Below are 24,172 nucleotides of genomic sequence, written 5' to 3'. Positions count from 1 at the left end.
TACGGGGCTTCCGCTCACATCACATGCGGCACGGCATCGAAGCGTGACACGACGATATCGCGCTTCGTCTCGTCGACGCGCACGGTCATATCAAAGCGGCCGTCATGCAGCTTCTTGTCGAGCACTTCGGAATTGCGGTGCAGCCAGCTAATGCCGGCGCCGTCGGAGGCATCGATCGACAGGTCCAGCGTCATGCGCTTTGCCGCCAGCCGATCCTCGATCGCGGCGAGCAGTTCGTTGACGCCCTCCCCGCTCCAGGCGGAGACCAGGAAGGCCGGCCGCTCCGGCGGACGGCGGGCGGCGATGTTGCGCAAATTCGCGCGCTCCTCGGGATCGAAGCAGTCGATCTTGTTCCAGACTTCGATGATGCGCTGGCCGCCGTCGGCATCGGGATCGATCCCGAGCTGGCGCAGCACCGCCTCGACGTCGCGCTCCTGGGCCTCGGCATCCTCATGCGAGATGTCGCGGACGTGGAGGATGAGATCGGCTTCCAGCACCTCTTCCAGCGTGGCGCGGAATGCCGCGACGAGCTGTGTCGGCAGGTTGGAGATGAAGCCGACGGTATCAGACAGCATCGCCTTGCCACCATGCGGCAGATGCAGCGCACGGAGCGTCGGATCGAGCGTCGCGAACAGCATATCGGCGGCCTGGACATCGGCACGGGTCAGCCGGTTGAACAGCGTCGACTTGCCCGCATTGGTGTAGCCAACCAGCGCCACCACGCGGTACGGCACACGCTGGCGGCCGGCGCGGTGCAATCGCCGCGTCGCCTGAACCTTCTTCAGCTCGCTTTCGAGCTTGGTGATGCGCTCGCTGATCAGCCGCCGGTCGGCCTCGATCTGGGTTTCGCCGGGGCCGCCCATGAAGCCGAAGCCGCCGCGCTGACGCTCCAGATGGGTCCATGACCGCACCAGCCGGCTGCGCTGGTAATTGAGATGCGCGAGCTCGACCTGCAGCGCGCCTTCCCTGGTCTTGGCGCGGCGGCCGAAGATCTCCAGGATCAGACCGGTGCGGTCGAGCACCTTGGTGTTCCAGGCCTTCTCGAGGTTGCGCTGCTGGATCGGCGACAGCGCGCAATCCATCACCACGAGCTCGATGTTGTGGCTGGCGACGAGGCCGGTGATCTCCTCGACCTTGCCCTTGCCGAGATAGGTCGCCGGCCTGATCTGGCTGACGGGGGCGATCACGCTGTCGATCACCGCAAGGTCGATGGCGCGCGCAAGCCCGGCCGCCTCCTCGATCCGCCCTTCGAAATCGCGGACAAAGGCCTCCGCTTGCGCCTCGGCCTCGCCGCGGCGCATGCGCATGTACGGGCCGACGACAATCACCCGGCCCGTCTCAATTCCCTCCGCCGACCGTGGCCGGTCGGCGGCCCCTTCACGATTACGGGGCTCCAATCAGTTCACTCTCAACCCTGTGTATCTTCACCACCTTCAAACAACTGGATCGGTGCGCCCGGCATGATGGTCGAGATCGCGTGCTTGTAGACAAGCTGCGAATGACCGTCGCGCCGGAGTAAAAGGCAGAAATTGTCAAACCAGGTGACAATACCCTGCAGTTTAACGCCATTCACCAGAAAGATCGTCAGTGGCGTCTTGGTCTTACGAACATGATTTAGGAAGGTGTCTTGTAGATTTTGAGCGCGGTCTGCCGCCATTTTTGTTGTCCCGCCGTCTTGTGGTTCTTCTTATTGGAATGTTGGAACCGGTTGGAGCCCTCTGATGGAGCCTTTCCCCGGTCGCCGGCCTGTCCTGAGTTCCCCCTCTGACAGGCTCGGCGGTAGGATTAGAGGGCAGGCCCGCCCATTAGGCAAGCCGGTTGACGCGCCACCCATGAACAAGAATCGGCAATTGCCGCAAAAGCATGGGGAAAAAAGCGATCATTCCCAGTCAATTGCATGGATCTGCGACCGGTTGGCTCAGCCGACCCCCAAGGCCTTGAGCTTGCGATGGAGCGCGGAGCGCTCCATCCCGACGAACTCCGCCGTGCGCGAGATATTGCCGGAAAACCGGCTGATCTGGGCGATCAGATAGTCGCGCTCGAATACCTCTCGCGCCTCGCGCAGCGGTAATCCCATGATGTGCTCGCCATTGCTGCTGGTCGGCATCGCCGGCACCATCGAGCCGACGTCCTGCGGCAGCATGTCCGCGGTGATGATCGCCTCGGGGCCGCCGCCGGCCAGAATCATCACCCGCTCGACATTGTTGCGGAGCTGGCGGACGTTGCCGGGCCAGACATGGGACTGCAGCACCGCCATCGCGTCCTGGCCGATCTGCCGTTTCGGCAGGCCGGTCGCCGCCGAGATCTGGTCCATGAAATAGTCGATCAGTTCGGGAATATCCTCGCGACGCTCCGACAGCGGCGGCACCCGGATCGGCACCACCGACAGGCGATGGTAGAGATCCTCGCGGAAGTGGCCGGCCGCGATCTCCTCCTCCAGGTTGCGCGCCGTGGAGGAGATGATGCGGACGTCGACATGGACCTTTGCGGTGCCACCGGAGCGCTGGAACGTCTGGTCGACCAGCACGCGCAAGATCTTGTTCTGGGTTTCGCGCGGCATATCAGCGATCTCGTCAATGAACAGCGTGCCGCCATGCGCCTCTTCCAGGGCGCCCGGCTTGCGCGGCTGCTCACCATTGGAAGCCTCGACGCCGAACAACTCGACCTCCATCCGCTCGGGCGTGATCGCAGCCGCGTTGATGACGACGAACGGGCCGTCGGCGCGGCTCGATGCCTGGTGCAGCGTTCGCGCCACCAGCTCCTTGCCGGAGCCTGCCGGCCCCACGATCAGGATGCGGCTGTTGGCCTTGGCGGCGCGCTCGATGGTCTGGCGTAACTGGTTCATGCAGGCGGAGCGGCCGGTCAAAATGCTTGCAGTTGGAGCCTGTTGCTTGAGTTCTTTCACTTCGCGCTTGAGGCGCGAATTCTCCAGCGCCCGGTTGGCGACCAGGATCAGCCGGTCCGACTTGAACGGCTTTTCGATGAAGTCATAGGCGCCGCGCTTGATCGCAGCGACCGCGGTCTCGATGTTGCCGTGGCCGGAGATCATCACCACCGGCAGGTCGGCATTGTCCTTCTTGATCTGCTCCAGGAGCTGCAGCCCGTCGAGCTTGGAGCCCTGCAGCCAGATGTCGAGGAAGACCAGATGCGGGCGACGGTTGGCGATCTCCGCCAGCGCCGAATCGCTGTCGCGCGCGGTGCGCGAGGAAAAGCCTTCGTCTTCGAGGATGCCGGCAACGAGGTCGCGAATGTCTGCTTCATCGTCGACAATCAGAATGTCACTTGCCATGGGTTACACCTGCCTGTCAGTCGCCTGTCGCTGCTTGGATTTTCGCTTGGATATTGGTCGTGGATGCCGGGTCGCTGGTCGCGGACGCCGGCGGATTTTTTTCTTCGTCCCGCGCGCTTGACTGCTGCGACTCGGAGCCGGCCGCCGGAGGCGGCTCCTTGGTCCCCGCGTTCGGCGGCTGGCCGGAGACGGCGAATCGAAGCCGCATCCAGGCACCGCGCTGGCCGGGACGGAAGTCGGAAGCATCCTTGAGCTCGATGCGGCCACCATGGTCTTCGAGCACGCGGCCGACGATCGCAAGCCCGAGCCCGGTGCCCTTCTGGCGCGTCGTGACATAGGGCTCGAGCAGACGCGCGCGCGCGACCTTCGGCAGACCGATGCCGTTGTCAATGACGTCTATGATGATCTCCTCGCCCTCGCGCTGCGCGATGACGTCGATCCGCCCCTTGCCCAGCTCTTCCGGCGGCACCTGCTCGATCGCTTCGGTCGCGTTCTTGATGATGTTGGTCAGCGCCTGCGAGATCAGCCGGCGATCGAACTGCGCCCGCATCGGGTCCTGCTTGATGTCGGCCACGATATCGAGCTCGGGGTGCGCGACCTTCATCAGGAACACCGCCTGCCGCACGGTGTCGGCGACATCCTCGCCTTCCATCACCGGTTTCGGCATGCGGGCGAAGCGCGAGAATTCGTCGACCATGCGCCTGATGTCGTCGACCTGGCGCACGATGGTGTCGGTGCATTGTTCGAAGATGGACTTGTCCTTCTCCTCGGTGATGGTCTTGCCGAATTTGCGGCGGATGCGTTCGGCCGAGAGCTGGATCGGGGTCAGCGGATTTTTGATCTCATGCGCGATACGGCGGGCGACATCGCCCCAGGCTGAGGTGCGCTGGGCCGAGACCAGTTCGGTGATGTCGTCGAGCGTGATGATGTAATTGTCCCAGGAGTGGCTGGTCTTTTCGGCGGAGATGCGGACCGACAAATTGCGCTCGTGGCCGTCGCGCGTGATGGTGATCTGGCCCTGGACCAGCCGCTGGGTGCCCTCCCGTGCCGTCTTCATCATCTCGTCAAGCTCGGGAAGCACGTCCGAGAGCGGATGACCCAAGGTCTCCGATTCGGCGTGGCCGATCAGCTTCTCCGCCGAGCGATTGAGGGTGCCGACGCTGCCGGACGGATCGACGCCGATGATGCCGGCGCTGGCCGATGACAGCACGGCCTCGATGAAGCGCCGGCGGCTGTCGATCAGTTCGCTGGCATTGACGAGTTCATCGCGCTGGGTCCGCAACTCCTGCGTCATCTTGTTGAAGGTTTGCCCGAGCTGGGCGAGATCGCCTTCCGATCTATGGACCGGAACCTGGATGTTGAGGTCGCCGGTTGACACCTGATTGGCGGCGCTCATCAGACTGCGGATTGGCGACACGAGCCAATTGGCGAAATTGAGCCCGATCAGTACCGACGCGACCAGAATGGTCAGCGCAATCACCGCAAACACCAGCGCGAAGGTCACCTGGATGCCGAGCCTCTGCGCTTCGATCGCGGCATATTCGGCAGCGCTGGCCTGGGTCTGCTTGAGCTGGGCAACGATGGTCGGATCAAGCAGACGCGCCACGTACAGGAACGTGTCGTCATAAGCCCGCAGCCGGACCACGGACGCGACATAGCTTTCGGGGAAAACCGAGATTTCCGGCTCGGTCTCGTTGATGTTCTTGAGAATTTCGAGCGGTGGCAGTGCGTAGTTCAGACGACTACCGGTATCCGCGCTGTCGAGGACGTTGCCGCCCTTGTCCAACAGCAGCGCAACCGGCAGATTACGCGCCGCCGCGCCCGCCGTCAGGAGCTGCATGAACGTCATGCGATCCTGGTCATACAGTGGCCTTGCATGGGCGAGGTCGTTTGCCATCCCCAGGACGTCGCCGCGGATGAGCTGCGCATGCTCCTGCATGTAGGCGCCGGCGATCGTCACCGAATTCTGGATCGCTACCCGCGTCGGTCCCGAAAACAGCCGGTCGAGGCCGCGATCGAGCATGACATTGGCGACGATCGCGACCACCACCGCAGGCAACACCGCAATGATGGAAAACAGGCTGACGATCTGGACGTGAAGCCTCGCCGCCGCACGGCCGCGGCGCCGGGCCTGAATTACCTGCCAGATTTCGCGGATGATGATCCCGAGGAGCAGCAGGATCGTGCCTGCGTTGATCAGCAGGAATGAATAGACGACGTGCTTGGTCGGCTCGATCGGGGTCAGCCCCGTCAGCACCACGAAGGTCAGGAACGCCGACAAAAGCGCAACCGCGATCGCAAAGGGCGCCAGCCACTTCGCAAGCGGCAGTCCCATTTTCTCGGTACGCGATGGATCGAACGGCTGGGCCGTGGTCTCTGGGCTGGTCATTCCGGCAAGGATGAACTGAAGGCCTCAACGTCCACTGATCGAGCGGACTGATGCAATCATATCACAATGTTGCCGAATTGCGACATTTCCGCGGCGCCTGCCCAGGAATGAACAGGGTTCCACAGCCCTTGTCGGGAAGTTTCGTCATTCCGGGTTCGCGTCGCCGTGTCCCGGAATGACGGATCGGGGCTAGCCCCCGCTCCGGTAGACCTGAATATCGAGGTCTCTGATCTTCTTGCGCAGCGTGTTGCGGTTGAGGCCGAGCAAGTCGGCGGCGCGGATCTGGTTGCCGCGGGTGGCCGCGAGCGCGGCCGTCAGCAGCGGCACCTCGATCTCCTTGAGAATGCGGTGGTAGAGCCCCGGCGGCGGCACGCCATTCGGGAAGCCGGAGAAGTGCGAGGACAAATAGGCCTCGACCGCGCCGCCGAGATTGTCCACCCCGTGCGGCGTGTTGCCGCCGGAGTTGACGGCCGGCGGGGCCAGTTCGCCATCGATGACGGACGCGGTGATCACATCCTGCGGATAAAGCGCCGCCAGCCGACGTGCGAGGTTTTCCAGCTCGCGGACGTTGCCGGGCCAGCGGTGCTGCTTCAGTCGCTCCAGCGCCTGGGCGTCGAGCTTCTTCGGCGGCAGACCGTCCTTCTCAGCGAGCGCAAAGAAGTGCCTGATCAGGTCGGGCAGATCCTCGATCCGCTCGCGCAGCGGCGGCAGCCGCAGCGGCACCACATTCAGGCGGAAGAACAGGTCTTCGCGGAACAGGCCCTGCTGGATCAGTATCCGCAAATCCTTGTTGCTGGCGGCGACGATGCGCACGTCGGTCTTGATCGGGGTGCGTCCGCCGACGGTGGTGTATTCCCCCTGCTGCAGCACGCGCAGCAGCCGGGTCTGCGCCTCCATCGGCATGTCGCCGATCTCATCGAGGAACAGGGTGCCGCCCTCCGCCTGCTCGAAGCGGCCCGAGGCGCGGGTATTGGCGCCGGTGAACGCGCCGCGCTCATGGCCGAACAATTCCGACTCGATCAGGTCGCGCGGGATCGCGGCCATGTTGACGGCGACGAAGGGGCCGTTCCGCCGCTTGCCGTAGTCGTGCAGCGCACGAGCGACCAGTTCCTTGCCGGTGCCGGACTCGCCCGAGATCATCACGGTGAGGTCGGTCTGCATCAGCCGCGCCAGCACGCGGTAGATTTCCTGCATCGCCGGCGAGCGGCCGACCAACGGGATCGAGTCGAATTCGGAGTCGTCGGCGGCGCTCGTCACCCTCTCCTTCGGCTCGGCGAGTGCTCGGCCGACGATGGTGATCAGCTCCTTCAGGTCGAACGGCTTCGGCAGATATTCGTAGGCGCCGCGCTCGGAAGCCCTGATCGCCGTCATGAAGGTGTTTTGCGCGCTCATGACGATGACGGGCAGGTTCGGCCGCATCTTCTTGATCCGCGGCAACAGGTCGAACGCGTTCTCGTCGGGCATCACCACGTCGGTGATGACGAGATCGCCCTCGCCCTGGCTGACCCAGCGCCACAGCGTCGCCGCGTTGCCGGTCAACCGCACCTCGTACCCGGCGCGTGACAGAGCCTGGTTGAGAACCGTGCGGATGGCGGTGTCGTCATCAGCAACGAGAATGCTACCTGCGGGCATTGTCTTTCCTCATCTTGCGTCCTGTGAGGCATGCGATGGCGTACCCGGAACGTCCTCGCGGCTGCTTTGGTCGATTTGTTTGGCGGGGTTGTACATCGGCATCAGCACGCGGAAGGTGGTCTTCCGCGGCTGGGATTCGCATTCGATGATGCCGCCGTGATCGCCGACGATTTTGGCGACGAGCGCAAGCCCGAGGCCACTGCCGGTCTGTTTTGTGGTGACGAAGGGATCGAACAGATTGGGCAACAGGTCTTCCGGCACGCCGGAGCCGTTGTCCTTGACGCAGAATTCCAGCGGCAGCGACACCCGCGATTTCTTGCCGGGCACCGAAAGCCGGACGCCTGGACGGAACGCGGTGGTGAGCTGAATTTCCGCATCTGTGCCGAGATCGGCCACCGCCTCGGCGGCGTTCTTCACCAGGTTGAGGAACACCTGGATGAGCTGATCCTGGTTGGCGAGAACCGGCGGCAGCGACGGGTCGTAGTCCTCGATGAAACGGACGTTGCGCGCGAAGCCGGACTGCGCCAGCCGTTTGACGTGGTCGAGCACCGAATGGATGTTGACCGGGCCGCGGGCGACCGGCCGATCGTCGCCGAACACTTCCATGCGGTCGACCAGGGTGACGATGCGGTCGGCCTCGTCGCAGATCAGCCGGGTCAGCATGCGGTCATCCGAGGAGGCCTGCTGCTCCAGGAGTTGCGCCGCGCCGCGGATGCCCGACAGCGGGTTCTTGATCTCATGCGCCAGCATCGCCGCCAGCGCGATCACGGAGCGCGCGGCGCTGCGATGGGTGAGCTGCCGGTCCATCTTGTCGGCGATGGTGCGCTCCTGCAGCATCACGACGATATGCCCCGGCCGTTCCGTGACCGGCGCCACATGCAGATCGACCTGGCGGTCGCCGCCGATCCGCGGCGTGCCGAGGTCGACCTTGTATTCGTTGACCGGCGAGCCCGAGGTACGCACCTGGTCGATCAGCGCCAGCAGCGGGCTGCCGAACGGCACCAGTTCCTTCAGCGACTGCCGCTGCAGGAATTGCGTGGAGATCTCGAAAAATGATTCGGCGGCGATATTGGCGTCGACGATACGGCCATCCGGCGCCACCAGCAGCACCGGGTTCGGCAGCGCGTTGAGGATGGCCTCGCCGTCGGAGGGCATGCGCCGGCGATTCTCTGCGGCTGATGTCATGCAGCAGCACTCCATGCAAAATCGTCATAAGCATCCTGAAGCGATTGATGCACACGCGAGGGCTCGTCCGAGGTCAGGATGCTTTGCCGCCAGCCCTTCAGCGCCGCGGCCGGAGCGCGGCTGCAGTGGGCGGCGATCTCCAGCGCCCAACCGAGATGTTTTCGCGCATGCTTGAGCCCGACACGGACCCCGTAATGGCTCAGGACAGCATCATAGAGCTCGCGCATATGGCTGAGCTGCTCGGCGAGCGGCGGCGCCTGCTCGGCGATGCCGGTCTCGAGCCGGCGCGCGATCTGCCCGGGTAGCCAGGGCTGCCCCTGCGCGCCGCGTCCGATCATGACCGCGTCCGCGCCGGACTCATCGAGCGCGGTCACCACCCTCTCGAAGGAGGTGATGTCGCCATTGACGACGAGCGGGATCGAGACGGCGTCCCTGACTTCGCGCACAGCGGTCCAATCCGCCTCGCCCTTGTAGAACTGGCAGCGGGTGCGGCCGTGCACCGTCACCATCTGCGCGCCGGCGGCCTGCGCGCGGCGCGCCAGTTCCGGAGCGTTGCGCGAGCGATCATCCCAGCCCAGCCGCATCTTCAGTGTCACCGGCACCTTGACCGCGGCGATCGTCGCCTCGATCAGGCTTGTCGCGTGATCGAGGTCGCGCATCAAAGCGGAGCCGGACTGGCCGCCGGTCACGTGGCGCGCCGGACAGCCCATATTGATATCGATGATGTCGGCGCCGGCGGCTTCCGCGATCCTCGCGCCCTCGGCCATCCAGCGGGTCTCGCACCCGGCGAGTTGGACCACATGCGGCCCGATCCCGGCCGCCTCGCAGCGCAAAAGCGAGATTGGTCTGCCCTGCGCAAGATCGTCGCTTGCGGTCATCTCCGAGACGACAAGCCCCGCGCCGAGACTCGCTGCGAGACGCCGAAACGGGGCATCGGTCACGCCGGACATGGGGGCGAGAAGCACCAGGTTGGCGACAGTAATGTCACCTATTTTCAAAGGGTTACGACGCGTTCTTGCGAGGCTGGTCACAGGCTTCTCGTGTTACTGGCGGCAGCCTCATCGCGCCGCTGTCCTCTATTTTGAGCACAATTCTTGTGCAGTCAAGCATTATGCCTATGGTTTAGACATTTCTATCATTTGCGCAAGTGCACCGCAACAAGAACCGCTTTTCCCACAGGGTATGGGAATAGCTCTGTCATTGCGCATCCAGCGTGGTAAGGGCTGTGCGCTGGCGGAAAGCTTGGCGCCCCTCTCCTCAACCCATCTCGTATACAGTTTCGACCAATGCCCAGACCTGAGCGTACCGCCGCCATCCTTGTCGCAGCCGGCCGCGGGCTTCGCGCCGGCGCAGGCGGGCCGAAGCAGTACCGGGTGATCGGCGGCCAGACGGTGATCTTCCGGGCGATCGAGCCGTTCAGCCGCCATCCCGATATTTTCGCCGTGCAGCCCGTCGTCAATCCCGATGATGCCGCCCTCTTCAACGAAGCGGTGGTCGGCCTTCGCCATCGGCCGCCGACAAACGGTGGCGCAACCAGACAGGCGTCGGTACGTGCGGGACTGGAGGCACTTGCAAGCGAGAAGCCCGACATCGTGCTGATCCACGATGCCGCGCGGCCTTTCGTGACGCAGGCGCTGATCTCGCGCGCGATCGACGCGGCTGGCCGTACCGGTGCCGCCATTCCCGTGGTCCCGGTCACCGACACCATCAAGCTGACCGGTGCGAGTGGCGATGTCGAAGCGACGCCCGATCGTGCGCGGCTGCGAATCGCGCAGACGCCACAGGTCTTTCGTTTCGACGTGATCTTGGATGCGCATCGCCGCGCCGCGCACGAGGGCTTGAGCGATTTCACCGACGATGCCGCGATTGCCGAATGGGCGGGATTGACGGTGGCGACCTTTGAGGGCGATCCTGCGAACATGAAACTCACCACACCTGAAGACTTCGTCCGCGAGGAAGCCCGCCTCGCCAGCCAGCTCGGCGACATCAGGACCGGCACCGGCTATGACGTGCATGCCTTCGGTGAAGGTGATCACGTGATGATCTGCGGCGTGCGCGTGCCGCACACCAAGGGGTTTCTCGCCCATTCCGATGGCGATGTCGGCCTGCATGCGCTGGTCGATGCCATCCTCGGCGCGCTCGCGGACGGCGACATCGGCTCGCATTTTCCGCCTGTAGATCCGCAGTGGAAGGGCGCCTCGTCCGACCGGTTCCTGAAATATGCCGTTGATCGCGTCGCCGCGCGCGGCGGCCGCATCGCCAATCTCGAGGTGACGCTGATCTGCGAGCGGCCGAAGATCGGCCCCTTGCGCGACACCATGCGGGCGAAGATCGCCGAGATCTCGGGCGTGAGCATCTCGCGCATCGCGGTGAAGGCGACCACCAGCGAGAGACTGGGCTTTACCGGCCGTGAGGAAGGCATCGCAGCCACCGCGAGCGCCACCATTCGCCTTCCTTGGAACGACAAAGGTTGGAGCGAGTAACCATGAGCGGCAGCGACGCGCGCGCCCTCTCCCGCTCGCTGCTCGATCTGTGCCGGATGCGGAAATTGACCATCGCGACGGCGGAGTCCTGCACCGGCGGGCTGGTCGCGGGCGCGCTCACCGATATCCCCGGCTCCTCCGACGTCATCGATCGCGGCTTCGTCACCTATTCCAACGAGGCCAAGCGGGCGATGCTCGGCGTCAACGCGCTGACGCTTTCGACTTTCGGCGCAGTCAGCAAGGAGACCGCAACCGCCATGGCGGTCGGTGCCCTGGAGCGCGCCGGCGTTGATCTTGCGGTCTCCATCACCGGCATCGCCGGCCCCGGCGGCGCCACCCCGGGCAAGCCGGTGGGCCTTGTGCATTTCGCGGTCGCCGCCCGCGATGGCCGGATCATGCATCGCGAGCACCGCTTCGGCGCGATCGGACGCAGCGCGGTGCGGCAACGCTCCGTGGTGGAAGCTCTGCGCATGCTGATGGAACTGGCGCGCGGCCCCCAGGCCGCAACCAAGCCGCGCCGCGAAGCTGCCAGCAGCCGCCTGCGTCCCCGTGTCGCGCGCTCCCCGCGCCGCAGCGCCGTCAAGCGCCGAAGACCGCCGCGGGCCTAACAGCTTCCTCTCCGTCATTGCGAGGAGCGAAGCAACGAAGCAATCCATGCCTCCGCAAGCGGCGCGATGGATTGCTTCGCTCGCAATGACGGTGAGAGCTTACGATGCGGTAGCCGGCTTGCCGTAGATCACGTTGGCGCGCTTTTCGAATGCGCCGGCGAAGCGTTGGAACGCTGCGTCGAACATCGATCCCATCAGCATTCCCAGCATCCGGCTTTTGAACTCGTATGAGATGAAAAAGCCGACATCGCATTCGGTGTCTGATTTCGGCTCGAAGGTCCAGCGGTTCTCGAGATTGCTGAAGGGGCCGCGCAGATATTCAACCATGATCTTCAGGTTCGGCCGGTCCAGCGTGACGCGGCTGGTGAAGCTCTCGCGCACCAGCTTGAACGACACCGTCATATCGGCAACGAGGACCTCGGTGCCGTCCTCCTTCGGCGTGCGCTGCCGGATCTTCAGCGCATGGCACAGCGGCACGAATTCCGGATAGCGCTCGACATCGGCGACCAGATCAAACATCTGCGATGCGGAGTGACGGACCCGCCGCTTGCTGGAAAACCTCGGCATCAGTGGATACTCGCCGCGTGAGTCATCAGCGAGATCTCCTTCAAATACAGGCCCGCCTGTGTCCGATCCGTGAAACAGACAAGTGATTGGTCCGGTCGCAGGCCCTCGAAATATCTGAGGAGCTTCGGCCGCTGTTTCTGCCGGTACGTCCAGACGTATCGAAAGAATTCAAGATCGATTCGTTCCGGGCAACCTTCGGCCATTTCGGCGCGAACTTGGCCATAGCTTCCGGCTACCCGTCTCGCGATGCCGAGCATGCAGCTTCGGCGCGGAAGATCAAACCAGATGACGGTATCGCAAACCTGGCGGCGCAGCTCGCCGGCCCCATGTGAAATGTAGTTTCCGTCCATGATCCATCGCGGTCGAAGCGCCACCTCAGTCACGCGTTCGTGGAACTCCGCGTTATCGGACGCGACCCAGCCTGGCTTCCAGTAGATCGCGTCGAGCGACACGAACGGAATGCCCGTAGTCGCCGAAAGCCGTTGCGCAAAAGTCGATTTGCCGGATCCCGAAGACCCCATCACAAGAATGCGTCGCATCGGTGCGATCCGGCGTTAGCGTGACCGCGCCACGCGCGCCGCTTGCAGTTTGGCGAAATCGTCGCCCGCGTGATGGGACGAGCGCGTCAGCGGGCTCGCCGATACCATCAGGAAACCCTTGGTATAGGCGACCTTCTCGTAGCCTGCGAACTCGTCCGGCGTGACGTAGCTCATCACAGCGTGATGCTTCCGGGTCGGCTGCAGATATTGCCCGATGGTGAGGAAATCGACATCCGCCGAGCGCAGGTCGTCCATCACCTGCAACACTTCGTGCCGCTGCTCGCCCAGGCCCACCATGATGCCGGACTTGGTGAAGATCGTCGGGTCGATCTCCTTCACCCGCTGCAGCAGGCGGATCGAGTGGAAATAGCGCGCGCCGGGCCGCACCGACAGATAGCGCGAGGGCACGGTTTCGAGATTGTGGTTGAACACGTCGGGCTTCGCCGCCACCACGACTTCAAGCGCGCCGTCCTTGCGCAGGAAATCGGGGGTGAGGAGCTCGATCGTGGTGTTCGGGCAGCGCGCGCGGATGGCGCGGACGGTCTGGGCAAAATGCTCGGCGCCGCCGTCGGCTAGATCGTCGCGGTCGACCGAGGTGATGACGACATGGGAGAGCCCAAGCTTGAAGGTCGCCTCCGCCACATGCTCCGGCTCCCCGGCGTCAAGCGCGCCGGGCATGCCGGTCTTGACGTTGCAGAACGCGCAGGCCCGGGTACAGGTGTCCCCCATGATCATGAAGGTGGCGTGCTTCTTGTCCCAGCACTCGCCGATATTTGGGCAGCCGGCCTCCTCGCAGACCGTGACGAGGCCATTCTCCTTCACGATGTTGCGGGTATCGGCATAGCCGCGTGTATTCGGCGCGCGCACCCGTATCCAGTCCGGCTTCGGCGGCGACTGCGCGTCGGGCCGGTTCACCTTTTCGGGGTGGCGCGGGCGCAACGGATTGGCTGAGATGGTGTCGATCAGGGTGACCATGGGAAATCTACGGATCTTTGGAACTGTTAGCTAATCCGTATTGCCCGAACCCGCAACCCGGCTCGCGCATGCTAGCAGAACGTGCAACATATGGGCAGCAATCCCCGCGTTTCCCTCTGATTCCCACCAAAATGGTTCAAAATCCCAGACTGCCGGGCGAAGCACCGATCCGCCTCGGCAAGACGCTCAAACGCTCATTCTTTGGCCGCAGCGTGCATGAGGTCGCGCCCGACCTGATCGGTGCGACCCTGCTCTTCAATGGCGTCGGCGGCCTCATCGTGGAGGTGGAGGCCTATCACCACACCGATCCGGCGGCCCATTCCTATCGTGGGCCGACGGCGCGCAACCAGGTGATGTTCGGCCCGCCCGGATTTGCCTATGTCTATCGCTCTTACGGCATCCACTGGTGCGTGAACTTGGTCTGCGAAGAAGCAGGCTCGGCGAGCGCCGTGCTGATCCGCGCGCTGGAGCCCACGCATGGGATCGCGACGATGCGGCGGCGGCGCCATCTCAAGGAAGTGCACGCGCTATGTTCCGGTCCGGGAAAGCTGACCGAAGCACTCGGCATAACGATTGAGCACAACGCCCTGCCGCTCGATCAGGCACCGTTCTCGCTGCACGCGCGCGTCGGCACTGTCGAAGTTGTCGCAGGCGTGCGAATCGGAATCACCAAGGCAATCGATCTTCCTTGGCGTTACGGCATGAAGGGCTCGAAATTCCTGAGCAAGCGGTTTCCAGTTTAAGTTGAACTTGAAGCGCCATTGTAACGAGATGCGCATCAACAATCGCAACATCGACGCAATCTTGTCACGACGCGCCCACGTTGCGTGTGCAGACTGAGCACGCGTGCGTCGCTGCACGCGTGTGAGTTGCTTATGAATTGTGCTCTGCTGAAAAGACGGAACACAACGCAGGTGAACAAGTCCTGCGCAGAATGCTGGCCACCGAAACAGCGAAATAGAAAACATAGAAGCTAAGGAGCTGGCCGATGGCGGGCGTTTTTACTGTCGAAGGATTCGGATTCCCATCCAACTACAATGGTGCATTCGTCACGAGCGCGGCGCACGATGCCATGCAGGCAATCGCGGACACCAATGCAAATTCGATCGAGCTTGCGCCTCGGCTCTTCACGAACACGAGGCATTCGGACGACGTGTTCGCCGATCCCGGCAAGACCGAGAGCGACGCCAACATCCTTAAGGCCATCGCGGATGCGCAGGCGCTCGGCCTTTCGGTTTCGCTCAAACCCATGGTCTCGGCCCTCGATGGCTCGCTTGCACATGTGCTGACACCAGACGATCCCGCCGCCTTTTTCGCGTCCTACAAGACCGAAATCGTTCACATGGCGGAACTCGCCCAGCAAGCCGGCGTCAGCATGTTGGTGATCGGCAATGAGCTCGCCAAGCTCTCCGGTCCCGAATATCGCGACCAATGGGTGGACATCATCAATGCCGTGCGCGCCGTGTATCACGGCGAAATCACCTACGCCGCCGCCACCGACGAAGCCATCAATGTCAGCTTCTGGGACAAGGTCGATGTCATCGGCGTCAACGCCTATCCGCCGCTGACGACCGACCGGGATCCGACGGTCCAGGAAATGGTCAACGCGTGGAACACCATGTCCTCCGATGACTATTGGGCGAAAGTGATGGATCACAAATCGCCGGTCGATTTCTTCCACTCGCTTGCCCTTCAGTACGGCAAGCAGGTGGTCTTCACCGAGACCGGCTATCGCAGCGTGGACGGCACCAATATCAGCCCGGGCGGCTGGGCCGGAAGCTCGACGCCGGATGTCCAGGAGCAATATGACGCGTTCAACGCCTTCTTTCAGGTCTGGGGATCGGAAGGCGGGAGCTGGTTCAGGGGCGCATCGATCTGGAACTGGGATGCGAACAATAAATATTCGGAACTCGGCTACTCGCCGCAGGGCAAGCCGGCGCAGGGGCTCATCACGGAATGGTATGGCGGCGAGCGTCAGCCGCCCGGCCAGACGCTGACCGGCTCTCCGGCGGCCGATCTGATGGACACCGGCGGCGGCAATGACGTTCTGTCGGGTGGCGCCGGCAACGATACGATCAAAGCCGGCGCCGGCAACGATACCATCAGGGGCGGCCCCGACACGATTCCGAAACTGACGGAAACCACCGTCACGGTGACGGGCTACAGCTCCGTCGTCGACGGCATCGGCGCCCAGATGCAGCTTCTGGTCAATGGCCAGCAGGTCGGCAACACGGTCGAGTTCCACAATGCGACCAATCCAGCCGGCTTCCAGACCTTCACTTTCACGTTCGCCAATCCCGCGGCAATCTCAAGTCTCGATCTCGCCTTCATCAATGACATCGCGGGCGGCAGTGGCGACCGCAACCTCTACATCAAGGACATCACGGTCAACGGCGAGCATCTGTCGGCCGCCGACGCGGTCAATCCGAGCTCGCCGGGAACCTGGAATCTCTATCAGAACAAGGCGATCCACTATGACATGAGCGGCCGCCAGGACTTGTTCTTCGGCGCGTCGACCGACAATGACGTCATCGACGGTGGTCCGGGCAAGGACGTGATCTACGGCGGCGCCGGTGCCGACGTGATCCATGGCGGCGCCGGTGACGACACGATCGATGGCGGACCCGGCATTGCGACCGCGACCGATCAACTCTACGGCGACGATGGCAACGACATCATCAAGGCCGGTAATGCCGATACCGGCGCCCTGCTCGACGGCGGCGCCGGCAACGATCAGCTCTATGGCGGATGGGCCACCAATGTCATCAAGGGCGGCGACGGTAATGATTACCTGTCCAGCGGCGGCGGCAACGACACCCTTTACGGCGGCGCCGGCAATGACTCAATGAAGGGCGGTCCGGCGGCGACCCAGATGTTCGGCGATGACGGCAACGACACGCTGATGGGCGGAACCGGCAACGAGCTCCTGTACGGCGGCAGCGGCGACGACCGGCTCAATGGCGGCGGCGGTAACGATACGTTGTCAGGCGGCGCGGGCAACGACACTTTCATGTTCGCCCCCGGCTTCGGCAAGGATGTCATTCTCGACTTCCAGAACACCGATGGCGCGCAGGATCTGATTCAGATCAACCGCACGGTCTTTGCCGATTTCAACGCCGTGCAGTCGCACATGGCACAAAACGGAACGAGCGTCGTGATCACCTTCGACGACAACAACTCGGTCGAGATCAGGAACACGACGCTCGATCAGCTCCACGCGAGCGACTTCACGTTCGTCTAAGCGAGTTTTCGCCACGGATTGCAGGGTGGGCAAAGCGCAGCGTGCCCTCCCTACAACTTCTCTCAAGACGCCTTCTTCAGCCGCTCGAGCGCCTCGAGGATCTTTGCCTTGCGCTCCAGCGCCGCCTCGCGCTTTTCCTTTTCCTCTTCGACGATCTCTTCCGGCGCGTTGGCGACGAACTTCTCGTTGGAAAGCTTGGCGTCGACGCGCTTGATGTCGGCGTCGGCCTTGGCGATTTCCTTCTCGAGCCGCGCGCGCTCGGCGCCAAGATCGATCACGCCCTTCAGCGGCAGCGCCGCGACCTCGCCGCGCACCAATAGCTGCACGGCGCCTTCCGGGGCAGCATCGGCAAAGGAGATGTCGGCCAGCCGCGCCAGCCGCTTGGCGACATCGTTCCAGCGCTGCCCCCGCGCCTTTGTCTCAGCGGAAGCGTCCACAAGCACCAACGGGGTCAACGTGGACGGTGGGATGTTCATCTCCGCGCGCACCGAACGGATCGCACTGACGAGATCGACCACCCAGCCGATCTCGGCCTCGGCTTCAGGGTCGCTGAATTCCTCGGGGTCATCTTCCAACGCGCCGATCACGGGCGGGATGAGCGCGTCGGTCGGCCCTGCCAGCGAAAGCGTGGCGATCTGCTCAGGCGTTAGCGCGCGCGCCTTGCGCGGCCATGGCGCCAGCGCCAGAACACCGTCGCGCTTCGCTGTGACGGCCCAGAGCTCCTCGGTGATGAACGGCATGAACGGGTGCAGCAGCTTCAGGATCTCGTCGCGCACCCATGCGATCATGGCGCGGGTCTCGGTCTTCGCGGGTCCGTCCTCGCCCATCAACAGCGGTTTGGTCAGCTCGACATACCAGTCGCAGAACACGTTCCAGACGAAGCGGTAGACCGCGCCTGCCGCGTCGTTGAAGCGGTACGCCTCGATCGCTTCGGTCACTTCGCGAGCCGCAAGCGTGGTCTCATGCATGATCCAGCGATTCAGCGTCTCCTTCACGCTGGTTGGATCAAATCCGGCCGTCAGGGCGGCGCCATTCATCTCGGCAAAACGGCAGGCGTTCCAGAGCTTGGTGGCGAAGCTGCGATAGCCGTCGACGCGCTGGGTCGACAGCTTGATGTCACGCCCCTGCGCCGCCATCGCCGCCAGCGTGAAGCGCAGCGCGTCGGCGCCGTATTCGTCGACCAGATGCAGGGGATCGATGACGTTGCCTTTCGACTTCGACATCTTGGCGCCCTTCTCGTCGCGGACGAGGGCGTGCATATAGATGGTCGAGAACGGCACCTCCTTCGTGAAGTGAAGGCCCATCATCATCATCCGCGCCACCCAGAAGAAGATGATGTCGAAACCGGTGACCAGCGTGTTGGTCGGATAGTAGCGCTGCAGCTCCGGCGTCTCGTCCGGCCAGCCAAGCGTCGAGAACGGCCACAGCGCGGACGAGAACCAGGTGTCGAGCACGTCTTCATCGCGGGTGATGAAGCCCTCGCGCTTGGCGGGGTCCACCGCCATGTCGTGGCCCTGCTCCGGCGTGATGACTTCCTGCTCGACGTAGTAGCCGAGCGCGTTGCCCACGGCCTCTTCCTCGGTCTCGGCGACGAACACCTTGCCGTCGGGCCCGTACCACGCCGGGATCTGATGGCCCCACCAGAGCTGGCGCGAGATGCACCAGGGCTGGATGTTCTCCATCCATTCGAAATAGGTCTTTTCCCAGTTCTTCGGCACGAAACTGGTTTCGCCCGCGCGCACGGCCGCGATCGCCGGCTGCGCCAGCGTGTTGGCGTCGACGTACCATTGGTCGGTGAGGAACGGCTCGATGACCACGCCGGAACGGTCGCCATGCGGCACCATATGCGTGTTCGGCTCGATCTTCTCGAGAAAGCCGAAATCCTCCAACCGCGCGACGAGCTGTTTGCGCGCGGCAAAGCGCTCGATGCCATGGAATTCCTCGGCGAAATGCAGCGCGCCCTCGGGCAGGCCGCGCAGATAGTCCTCGTTGCCGACAAGCGAGAGCTTGCCTTCCTGGTCGAGCACGCTGATCCGCGGCAGCCCATGGCGGTTGCCGATCTCGAAGTCGTTGAAGTCGTGCGCCGGCGTGACCTTCACCGCGCCAGAGCCCTTCTCCGGATCGGAATATTCGTCGGCCACGATCGGAATCTTGCGGCCGACCAATGGCAGGATCACGTGGCTGCCGACCAGCGCACTGTAGCGCTCGTCGTCCGGATGCACGGCCACCGCGGTATCGCCGAGCATGGTTTCGGGACGGGTCGTCGCGACCACGATGAAGCTTGCGGGATCGTCGGGGCTGAACGCCCTGCCCTCGAGCGGATAGCGCAGGTACCACAGATGGCCCTTGACCTCGACCTGCTGCACCTCGAGATCGGAGATCGCGGTGAGCAGCTTCGGGTCCCAGTTGACCAGCCGCTTGTCCTTGTAGATCAGCCCTTGGCGGTGGAGTTCGACGAACACCTTCACGACGGCGCGCGACAGGCCCTCATCCATCGTGAAGCGCTCGCGCGACCAATCGCAGGAGGCGCCCAGCCGCTTGAGCTGGTTGATGATGGTGCCGCCGCTCTCGGCCTTCCACTGCCAGACCCGCTCGAGGAATTTGGCGCGGCCCATCTCGCGACGGCCCGGCTCCTGCCGTTCCATCAACTGCCGCTCGACCACCATCTGGGTGGCGATGCCGGCATGGTCGGTGCCGGGCTGCCAGAGCACGTCGCGTCCGCGCATGCGCTCGAAGCGGCAGAGGATGTCCTGCAGCGTATTGTTCAGCGCATGTCCCATGTGCAGCGAGCCCGTCACGTTCGGCGGCGGGATCACGATGGTGAACGGCGCGGCGTCTTGCCGCTCGGGGCGGCCGGCCTTGAAGGCGCCACTCTCCTCCCAGACGCGGGACATCCGGCTTTCGATATCGGCAGGCTGGTAGTTTTTCTCGATCATGGCACTACAAATGGGGATGCTTGAGAGCGCTAAAAAGCCGTCCGAACGCGCCAAGTCAACCGGACTGCCGCGTCCAAACCGCCATAACACCCATTAGGGATGGCTGAATTGAGGGGGCTTCGCGGCCCGGGCGGCTAACGCCCCCGCGAAACCCGCTCGATCTCGGCTTTCACGATCCGCTCGACCAGCCCCGGCAGGTTGTCGTCCAACCATGATTTGAGCATCGGCCGCAGCATTTCCTTGACCAGATCCTCCAGCGTCCGTGCATTGTTGCTGAGCACGGTATTGGCCAGCGAATTGAACGCGCTTTCGACCGCGTTCATGGTCGTGCGCGACAGGATTGGCTGCTGACCATAGGAGGAACTCTCGGTCGCCGGCTCATAGGCCGGCTGCCGCGGTGGAGACGGCGGTGGCTTGGTGGCTTCCGTGAATTCGATGTCGTCCTGCGGTTCAACTTTCTGAAAGGTCGGTGGCGGCGGCTTGGGCGTCGGCGTCGGATCCGGCAGGGCCATTTCGTCAGTCAGTTCGAATACGTCGCCGTCGGGTTGCGGCGGCCTGACTTCGGCCTCCTGCGTCGCCTCATCGAGGCTCGCCAGCATGGCGTCGATGTCGTCCTGGCTGTTCGTTTTGGCTGGTGGTGGCGCCGGCGCAGGTTTTGGCGCTGCTGGCGCTGGCTTCGCCGCCGCAGGAGTCGGCGGCGGCGGAATGTCCTTCACTACCGGCTTGGGGGCAGGCGCGGCGGCGACCGCCGGTTTCTCCGGCGTCGCAACGCTTGCCGGCCTGTCGTTTGCGGGTTTATCCGCGGAAGCGGGCTTGGCCTCATCATCGGCAATGATGCGACGGATCGACGCCAGAATCTCCTCCATGGAGGGCTCTTGGACCTTTGCAGGTTGCGTCATTTCCGACTCCACATCGAAATTATCCTACACCAAGCCACACGAGATTCGGCCGTTCCGGATGAAGCGGCCGGAATTTTTCATCGCTCGAGTCCGGACTTGTCCCCAGATCAACGGTTACCGGTGCGTTGCACGCGGTGCGTTCGCCCTCACGGCAACCGATCCGCAGCGATGGACGCAAAAAGCCGTTGCGAATCGTTGTGTTGCCTATGGAAACGGTATGTCAGGGCAACAATCGATTGCAAGCAACGCGCTTCGAAGTTTTGCGGCGTCTTCATGACCGCCACGCGACATATGGAGTCGGCGGTCGCGCGCGGGACAAACGAATGCTCAGAAATGCGATGGGCCCGCTAGCAAGCGGGCCCAACTGTCTATTTAGAGCAATATGCCGAAGCGACGATCAGCGGCCGTCGGGCGTTCGAACCCCGGCCCAGCTATCACGCACCTGCTGGTAGTGAACGCTCGCATCGTAGGTTTGGGTCGGCAGGTTGAGCACCTGGGGCTGCAGCCGGCCCACGGCCTGCAGCACGCTGTAGGAAGCAACGACACGATCATGCTGCGCGACCACGAGCGCGTTGCGGGCGTTGACCAGCGCCTGCTGCGCGTTCAGCACGTCGAGCGTGGTGCGCTGTCCGGCCTTGGCTTCCTCGCGCACGCCGTTGAGCGCAATCTCGGATGCCGTCACTTGCGCCTGCGCCGAAGACACCTGGGCCTTACCAGCCACCAACTGGCCCCATGCCGTGACGACATTGGCTCGGGCCTGGTCGCGCGTCTGTTCGAGCACAAGGCGCTGCTGGGCCAGCGATTCCTTATTTTGGCGGATCAGCGAATATTCGGCACCGCCCTGGTATATTGGCACCGCAATCTGCGCGATCGCCGACGCCTGGAACTGGCGCTGGATGACCAGCGTCTGATCGTAGGCCTGCTGCGCGCTCGCCTGCAGCGTCACGCTCGGAAAGAGCGCGCCCTCAGCGATCTTGACGTTGAGGAAGTTGACGTCGACGCCAAACATCGCCGCGGTCACGTTCGGGTTCTGCGTCAGCGCGAGTTCGATGGCGGCATTGAGGGTGGGCGGCAGGAAACGGTCGACCGGTGAGCCCGGCGCGAGATTCGTCGGTTCACTGCCGATGATGCGCCGGAAGTTCGATCGCGTCGTGGTCAGTTGCGATTCGGCCGTGAGCTGCTGCGTGCGGCCGGCGGCAAGTTGCGCCTCCGATTGCGCGACGTCGGTGCGCGTCACCTCACCGACATTGAATCGGTCGCGGGTCTGCTTGAGCGTCTGCTCGAGCACGCGTGTGTTGCTGCGCTGAACCTCCACGATCGCCGCATCGCGCAGGTAATCCATGTAGATCGAGGCAGCGCTGAACAGCACGGTCTGTTCGATATTCCGCAACGCTTCGCGTGAGCCGGAAACCTGGCTCTCCGCGGCCCGCGTTCGGTTGCCGGTCTGAAATCCATTGAACAGGGTCTGCGAAATCGTGGCGCCGACGGCGCGCGGGACCTGCGTTCCATGCGCAGCCACCCCACCCGAGATGGCATCGGTATACTGATAACCGCCGCTCGCCGTGATCGACACTCTCGGCCGGTAGCCCGACAACGCTTGCGGCACGTTTTCGTCGGTGGATCGCACGAAGGCGCGCTGCGCATTGAGTTGCGGATTGGTCTGATAGGCGCGAACCAATGCGGCCTCGATCGTATCGGCCAGGGCCGGCGTCGGTCCCATGCACGCCAACAAAAGGACCGCTGCCGCGGCTCCGGTGACAACCTTCACCCCACGCATCCCCAATAATCCATCCATTGCTATTCACCACCCGGCTCGAGACCATGAACCGGGCGCCGCTTCGATCGAAGTGAGTCCCGCCTCACCTTATTCCGCAGCTAGGCTGGACGGAACTACCTCGCAACGGAACCCGGCGGAAACTCTTCACGTGGGGCAAACGGGCCACACTTCTGATTCAGAACGGGATTTTAACGCTTCGAATCGCCACCAAGCCGCCACCATACGAACTTTCTCGCTTCGCGCCGGCCGTGAATCCGCCTTTAGTTGTGAATCCGCATTCGCCGGAACGCCTGGAAAGAGGCCCTCCTCCCTCCCGGACGATGCATCTTATTAGAACACGAAAGCCGGCAAGCGCTCCAGGCCCGGCAGGAGCGGCGCCACGGCATCGAATAGCGGCCGATGCCCGAAATCCCCGTGGGTATGTGTCACGACGGCGGCCCGTTGCGGCTGCGACAAGGCAAACACCCCGACCAATCGCCCACCCTCGCGGAGCTGCTCGTAGAGTTCCTGCGGCACGATCTCGGTGGCACCATTGAGGAAAATGACGTCGAACGGCGCGTCCGCGACATCGCCCTTCGCCGCCGGCGCCGCGCGCACGGTCACGTTGGCGGCACCGGTCCCCGCAAGCGCGACCTTGGCCTGGTCGGCGAGCGCGGGCTCGCTTTCGGTGGCAAACACCTCCCCGGCGAGCCGTGCGACCACGGCAGCCGCGTAGCCAGTCGCGCAGCCGACGACCAGAACGCGGTCAGTCGAATTGATCTCAGCCGCCTGCAGCATCTTCGCCATCACGGCTGGCTTGATCAGGTAGCGCTTCGTCGCGCCGCCCTCGCTGACATCGAGGTCGAGATCGAGATAGGCCAGCGCGCGCTTGCTTTCGGGAACGAAGGCCTCGCGCGGCACGGCAAGCATCGCATCGAGAATACGCGCATCGGTGACGTCACTGGTGCGCACCTGGCCATCGACCATTTTCTGGCGCGCGGTCGAGAAACCGGACATAGGCTGAAACCTGCAAGTCGCGCGGCGCGGCCGCGACGGGAGTGAGACCGCCCGTCTTTTGGAACAAGCAGGATCAAAACGCAACACGCCCGATGGGCCATACCGGCCCGCGAGTTCTTGCAGGGGAACAGCGCCTATTCGATCGCGACGGCAAGCCGGCCGATCAGCCTCGCAGCTTCGTCAAGACAGGTGGAATCGTGCTCTTCGACGATCTGCGCGAGCCGCCGAAGGCATTCGTCGTCGCTCATGGTCGGGATGTCGCTCGGGACGATCGAGGGTGTTGTTTTCGGCACATCGGTGTCGAAGACGGCCATGGAATCACCTCGCAAGGAGCCCTGCTTAACCAAAAATCGACGATGAATGAGTCGATTTGGCGGCTGTCCGCATCAAATCCGCAAAGTGCCACGCGGATGTGACTGAGTCGCGCCCGTCAGGACGAGTCGAATCTGGAGGTTGGATACGAATCCGCCTTGCCCGGGCCGCGCAAGCGCGAAACCAGGAGCTTAGGAAATTGGGCTAACAGCTTGATTTAATTGAGGAATTGGCTCCCCGGGCTGGATTCGAACCAGCGACCATTCGATTAACAGTCGAATGCTCTACCGCTGAGCTACCGAGGAATGGGCGAAACCGGCGTTTCGCTTGCGGTCAGCCCTATA

General features: G+C 63.6%; 19 protein-coding genes and 1 tRNA gene. 4 read left to right on the top strand and 16 right to left on the bottom strand.

Annotated elements, in window-relative coordinates:
• Nucleotides 1–14: 14 nt before the first annotated feature.
• The 7 genes from hflX to dusB form a co-directional block, all read right to left on the bottom strand.
• Complete coding sequence (gene hflX, locus YY7_RS0125050) at nucleotides 15–1,397, bottom strand: GTPase HflX (protein ID WP_028165645.1); 1,383 nt, start codon at nucleotides 1,395–1,397, stop codon at nucleotides 15–17.
• Nucleotides 1,398–1,408: 11 nt separating this feature from the next.
• Complete coding sequence (hfq, locus tag YY7_RS0125045; RefSeq protein ID WP_027578348.1) at nucleotides 1,409–1,657, bottom strand: RNA chaperone Hfq; 249 nt, start codon at nucleotides 1,655–1,657, stop codon at nucleotides 1,409–1,411.
• Nucleotides 1,658–1,918: 261 nt separating this feature from the next.
• Complete coding sequence (locus YY7_RS0125040; RefSeq protein ID WP_028165644.1) at nucleotides 1,919–3,289, bottom strand: sigma-54-dependent transcriptional regulator; 1,371 nt, start codon at nucleotides 3,287–3,289, stop codon at nucleotides 1,919–1,921.
• Between the two features lie 16 nt (nucleotides 3,290–3,305).
• Nucleotides 3,306–5,678: a sensor histidine kinase gene (locus YY7_RS0125035; protein WP_028165643.1), complete on the bottom strand. Its 2,373-nt coding sequence runs from the start codon at nucleotides 5,676–5,678 to the stop codon at nucleotides 3,306–3,308.
• A 189-nt stretch (nucleotides 5,679–5,867) separates the two neighbouring features.
• A complete protein-coding gene (gene ntrC / locus YY7_RS0125030; protein WP_028165642.1) occupies nucleotides 5,868–7,310 on the bottom strand; it encodes a nitrogen regulation protein NR(I) in 1,443 nt (480 codons plus the stop codon).
• Nucleotides 7,311–7,319: 9 nt separating this feature from the next.
• On the bottom strand, nucleotides 7,320–8,495 hold the full coding sequence (locus tag YY7_RS0125025) for a two-component system sensor histidine kinase NtrB (protein WP_028165641.1): 1,176 nt from the start codon (nucleotides 8,493–8,495) through the stop codon (nucleotides 7,320–7,322).
• Nucleotides 8,492–9,493: a tRNA dihydrouridine synthase DusB gene (gene dusB, locus YY7_RS0125020; RefSeq protein WP_028165640.1), complete on the bottom strand. Its 1,002-nt coding sequence runs from the start codon at nucleotides 9,491–9,493 to the stop codon at nucleotides 8,492–8,494. Before dusB ends, YY7_RS0125025 begins: the two co-directional genes overlap by 4 nt.
• A 288-nt stretch (nucleotides 9,494–9,781) precedes the next feature.
• Between dusB and YY7_RS0125015 the strand changes: the two genes are divergently transcribed.
• Both YY7_RS0125015 and YY7_RS0125010 read left to right on the top strand, forming a co-directional pair.
• Nucleotides 9,782–10,978, top strand: coding sequence for a bifunctional 2-C-methyl-D-erythritol 4-phosphate cytidylyltransferase/2-C-methyl-D-erythritol 2,4-cyclodiphosphate synthase (locus tag YY7_RS0125015; protein ID WP_028165639.1), 1,197 nt, complete (start codon nucleotides 9,782–9,784; stop codon nucleotides 10,976–10,978).
• A gap of 2 nt (nucleotides 10,979–10,980) precedes the next feature.
• Complete coding sequence (locus YY7_RS0125010) at nucleotides 10,981–11,586, top strand: CinA family protein (protein ID WP_028165638.1); 606 nt, start codon at nucleotides 10,981–10,983, stop codon at nucleotides 11,584–11,586.
• Between the two features lie 99 nt (nucleotides 11,587–11,685).
• Here YY7_RS0125010 and YY7_RS0125005 read toward each other — a convergent pair whose 3' ends face one another.
• From YY7_RS0125005 to lipA, 3 genes are all read right to left on the bottom strand, one after another.
• Nucleotides 11,686–12,153, bottom strand: a complete 468-nt coding sequence (locus YY7_RS0125005) for a type II toxin-antitoxin system RatA family toxin (protein ID WP_028165637.1) — start codon at nucleotides 12,151–12,153, stop codon at nucleotides 11,686–11,688.
• Nucleotides 12,153–12,605, bottom strand: coding sequence for a DNA topology modulation protein (locus tag YY7_RS0125000; RefSeq protein WP_245287379.1), 453 nt, complete (start codon nucleotides 12,603–12,605; stop codon nucleotides 12,153–12,155). The genes YY7_RS0125005 and YY7_RS0125000 overlap by 1 nt, the downstream gene beginning before the upstream one ends.
• Nucleotides 12,606–12,707: 102 nt before the next feature.
• Nucleotides 12,708–13,667, bottom strand: coding sequence for a lipoyl synthase (gene lipA / locus YY7_RS0124995; RefSeq protein WP_028165635.1), 960 nt, complete (start codon nucleotides 13,665–13,667; stop codon nucleotides 12,708–12,710).
• Between the two features lie 131 nt (nucleotides 13,668–13,798).
• Between lipA and YY7_RS0124990 the strand changes: the two genes are divergently transcribed.
• Complete coding sequence (locus YY7_RS0124990; protein ID WP_051396885.1) at nucleotides 13,799–14,410, top strand: DNA-3-methyladenine glycosylase; 612 nt, start codon at nucleotides 13,799–13,801, stop codon at nucleotides 14,408–14,410.
• A 245-nt stretch (nucleotides 14,411–14,655) separates the two neighbouring features.
• Complete coding sequence (locus YY7_RS0124985) at nucleotides 14,656–16,908, top strand: glycoside hydrolase family 113 (RefSeq protein ID WP_028165633.1); 2,253 nt, start codon at nucleotides 14,656–14,658, stop codon at nucleotides 16,906–16,908.
• 62 nt (nucleotides 16,909–16,970) lie between these two features.
• Here the strand turns inward: YY7_RS0124985 and YY7_RS0124980 are convergent, their stop codons facing one another.
• The 6 genes from YY7_RS0124980 to YY7_RS0124955 all read right to left on the bottom strand — a co-directional run bounded on the left by YY7_RS0124980 (nucleotide 16,971) and on the right by YY7_RS0124955 (nucleotide 24,133).
• Entirely contained in the window at nucleotides 16,971–19,844 is a 2,874-nt protein-coding gene (locus tag YY7_RS0124980) for a valine--tRNA ligase (RefSeq protein ID WP_028165632.1), read from the bottom strand.
• Nucleotides 19,845–19,978: 134 nt separating this feature from the next.
• Nucleotides 19,979–20,743, bottom strand: coding sequence for a PopZ family protein (locus YY7_RS0124975; RefSeq protein ID WP_028165631.1), 765 nt, complete (start codon nucleotides 20,741–20,743; stop codon nucleotides 19,979–19,981).
• A gap of 397 nt (nucleotides 20,744–21,140) precedes the next feature.
• Complete coding sequence (locus YY7_RS0124970) at nucleotides 21,141–22,520, bottom strand: TolC family outer membrane protein (protein ID WP_028165630.1); 1,380 nt, start codon at nucleotides 22,518–22,520, stop codon at nucleotides 21,141–21,143.
• A 330-nt stretch (nucleotides 22,521–22,850) separates the two neighbouring features.
• Nucleotides 22,851–23,516: a protein-L-isoaspartate O-methyltransferase family protein gene (locus YY7_RS0124965; protein WP_028165629.1), complete on the bottom strand. Its 666-nt coding sequence runs from the start codon at nucleotides 23,514–23,516 to the stop codon at nucleotides 22,851–22,853.
• A gap of 134 nt (nucleotides 23,517–23,650) precedes the next feature.
• Nucleotides 23,651–23,830 carry a hypothetical protein gene (locus YY7_RS52640; protein WP_035690788.1) on the bottom strand — a complete coding sequence of 60 codons (180 nt, stop codon included), beginning with the start codon at nucleotides 23,828–23,830 and terminating at the stop codon, nucleotides 23,651–23,653.
• A 228-nt stretch (nucleotides 23,831–24,058) separates the two neighbouring features.
• Nucleotides 24,059–24,133 (bottom strand) — tRNA-Asn (locus YY7_RS0124955).
• Nucleotides 24,134–24,172 lie beyond the last annotated feature (39 nt).

This window comes from Bradyrhizobium elkanii WSM2783, from assembly GCF_000472865.1.
GTDB lineage: Bacteria > Pseudomonadota > Alphaproteobacteria > Rhizobiales > Xanthobacteraceae > Bradyrhizobium > Bradyrhizobium elkanii_A.
This window is presented reverse-complemented; position numbering and strand designations above follow the sequence as displayed.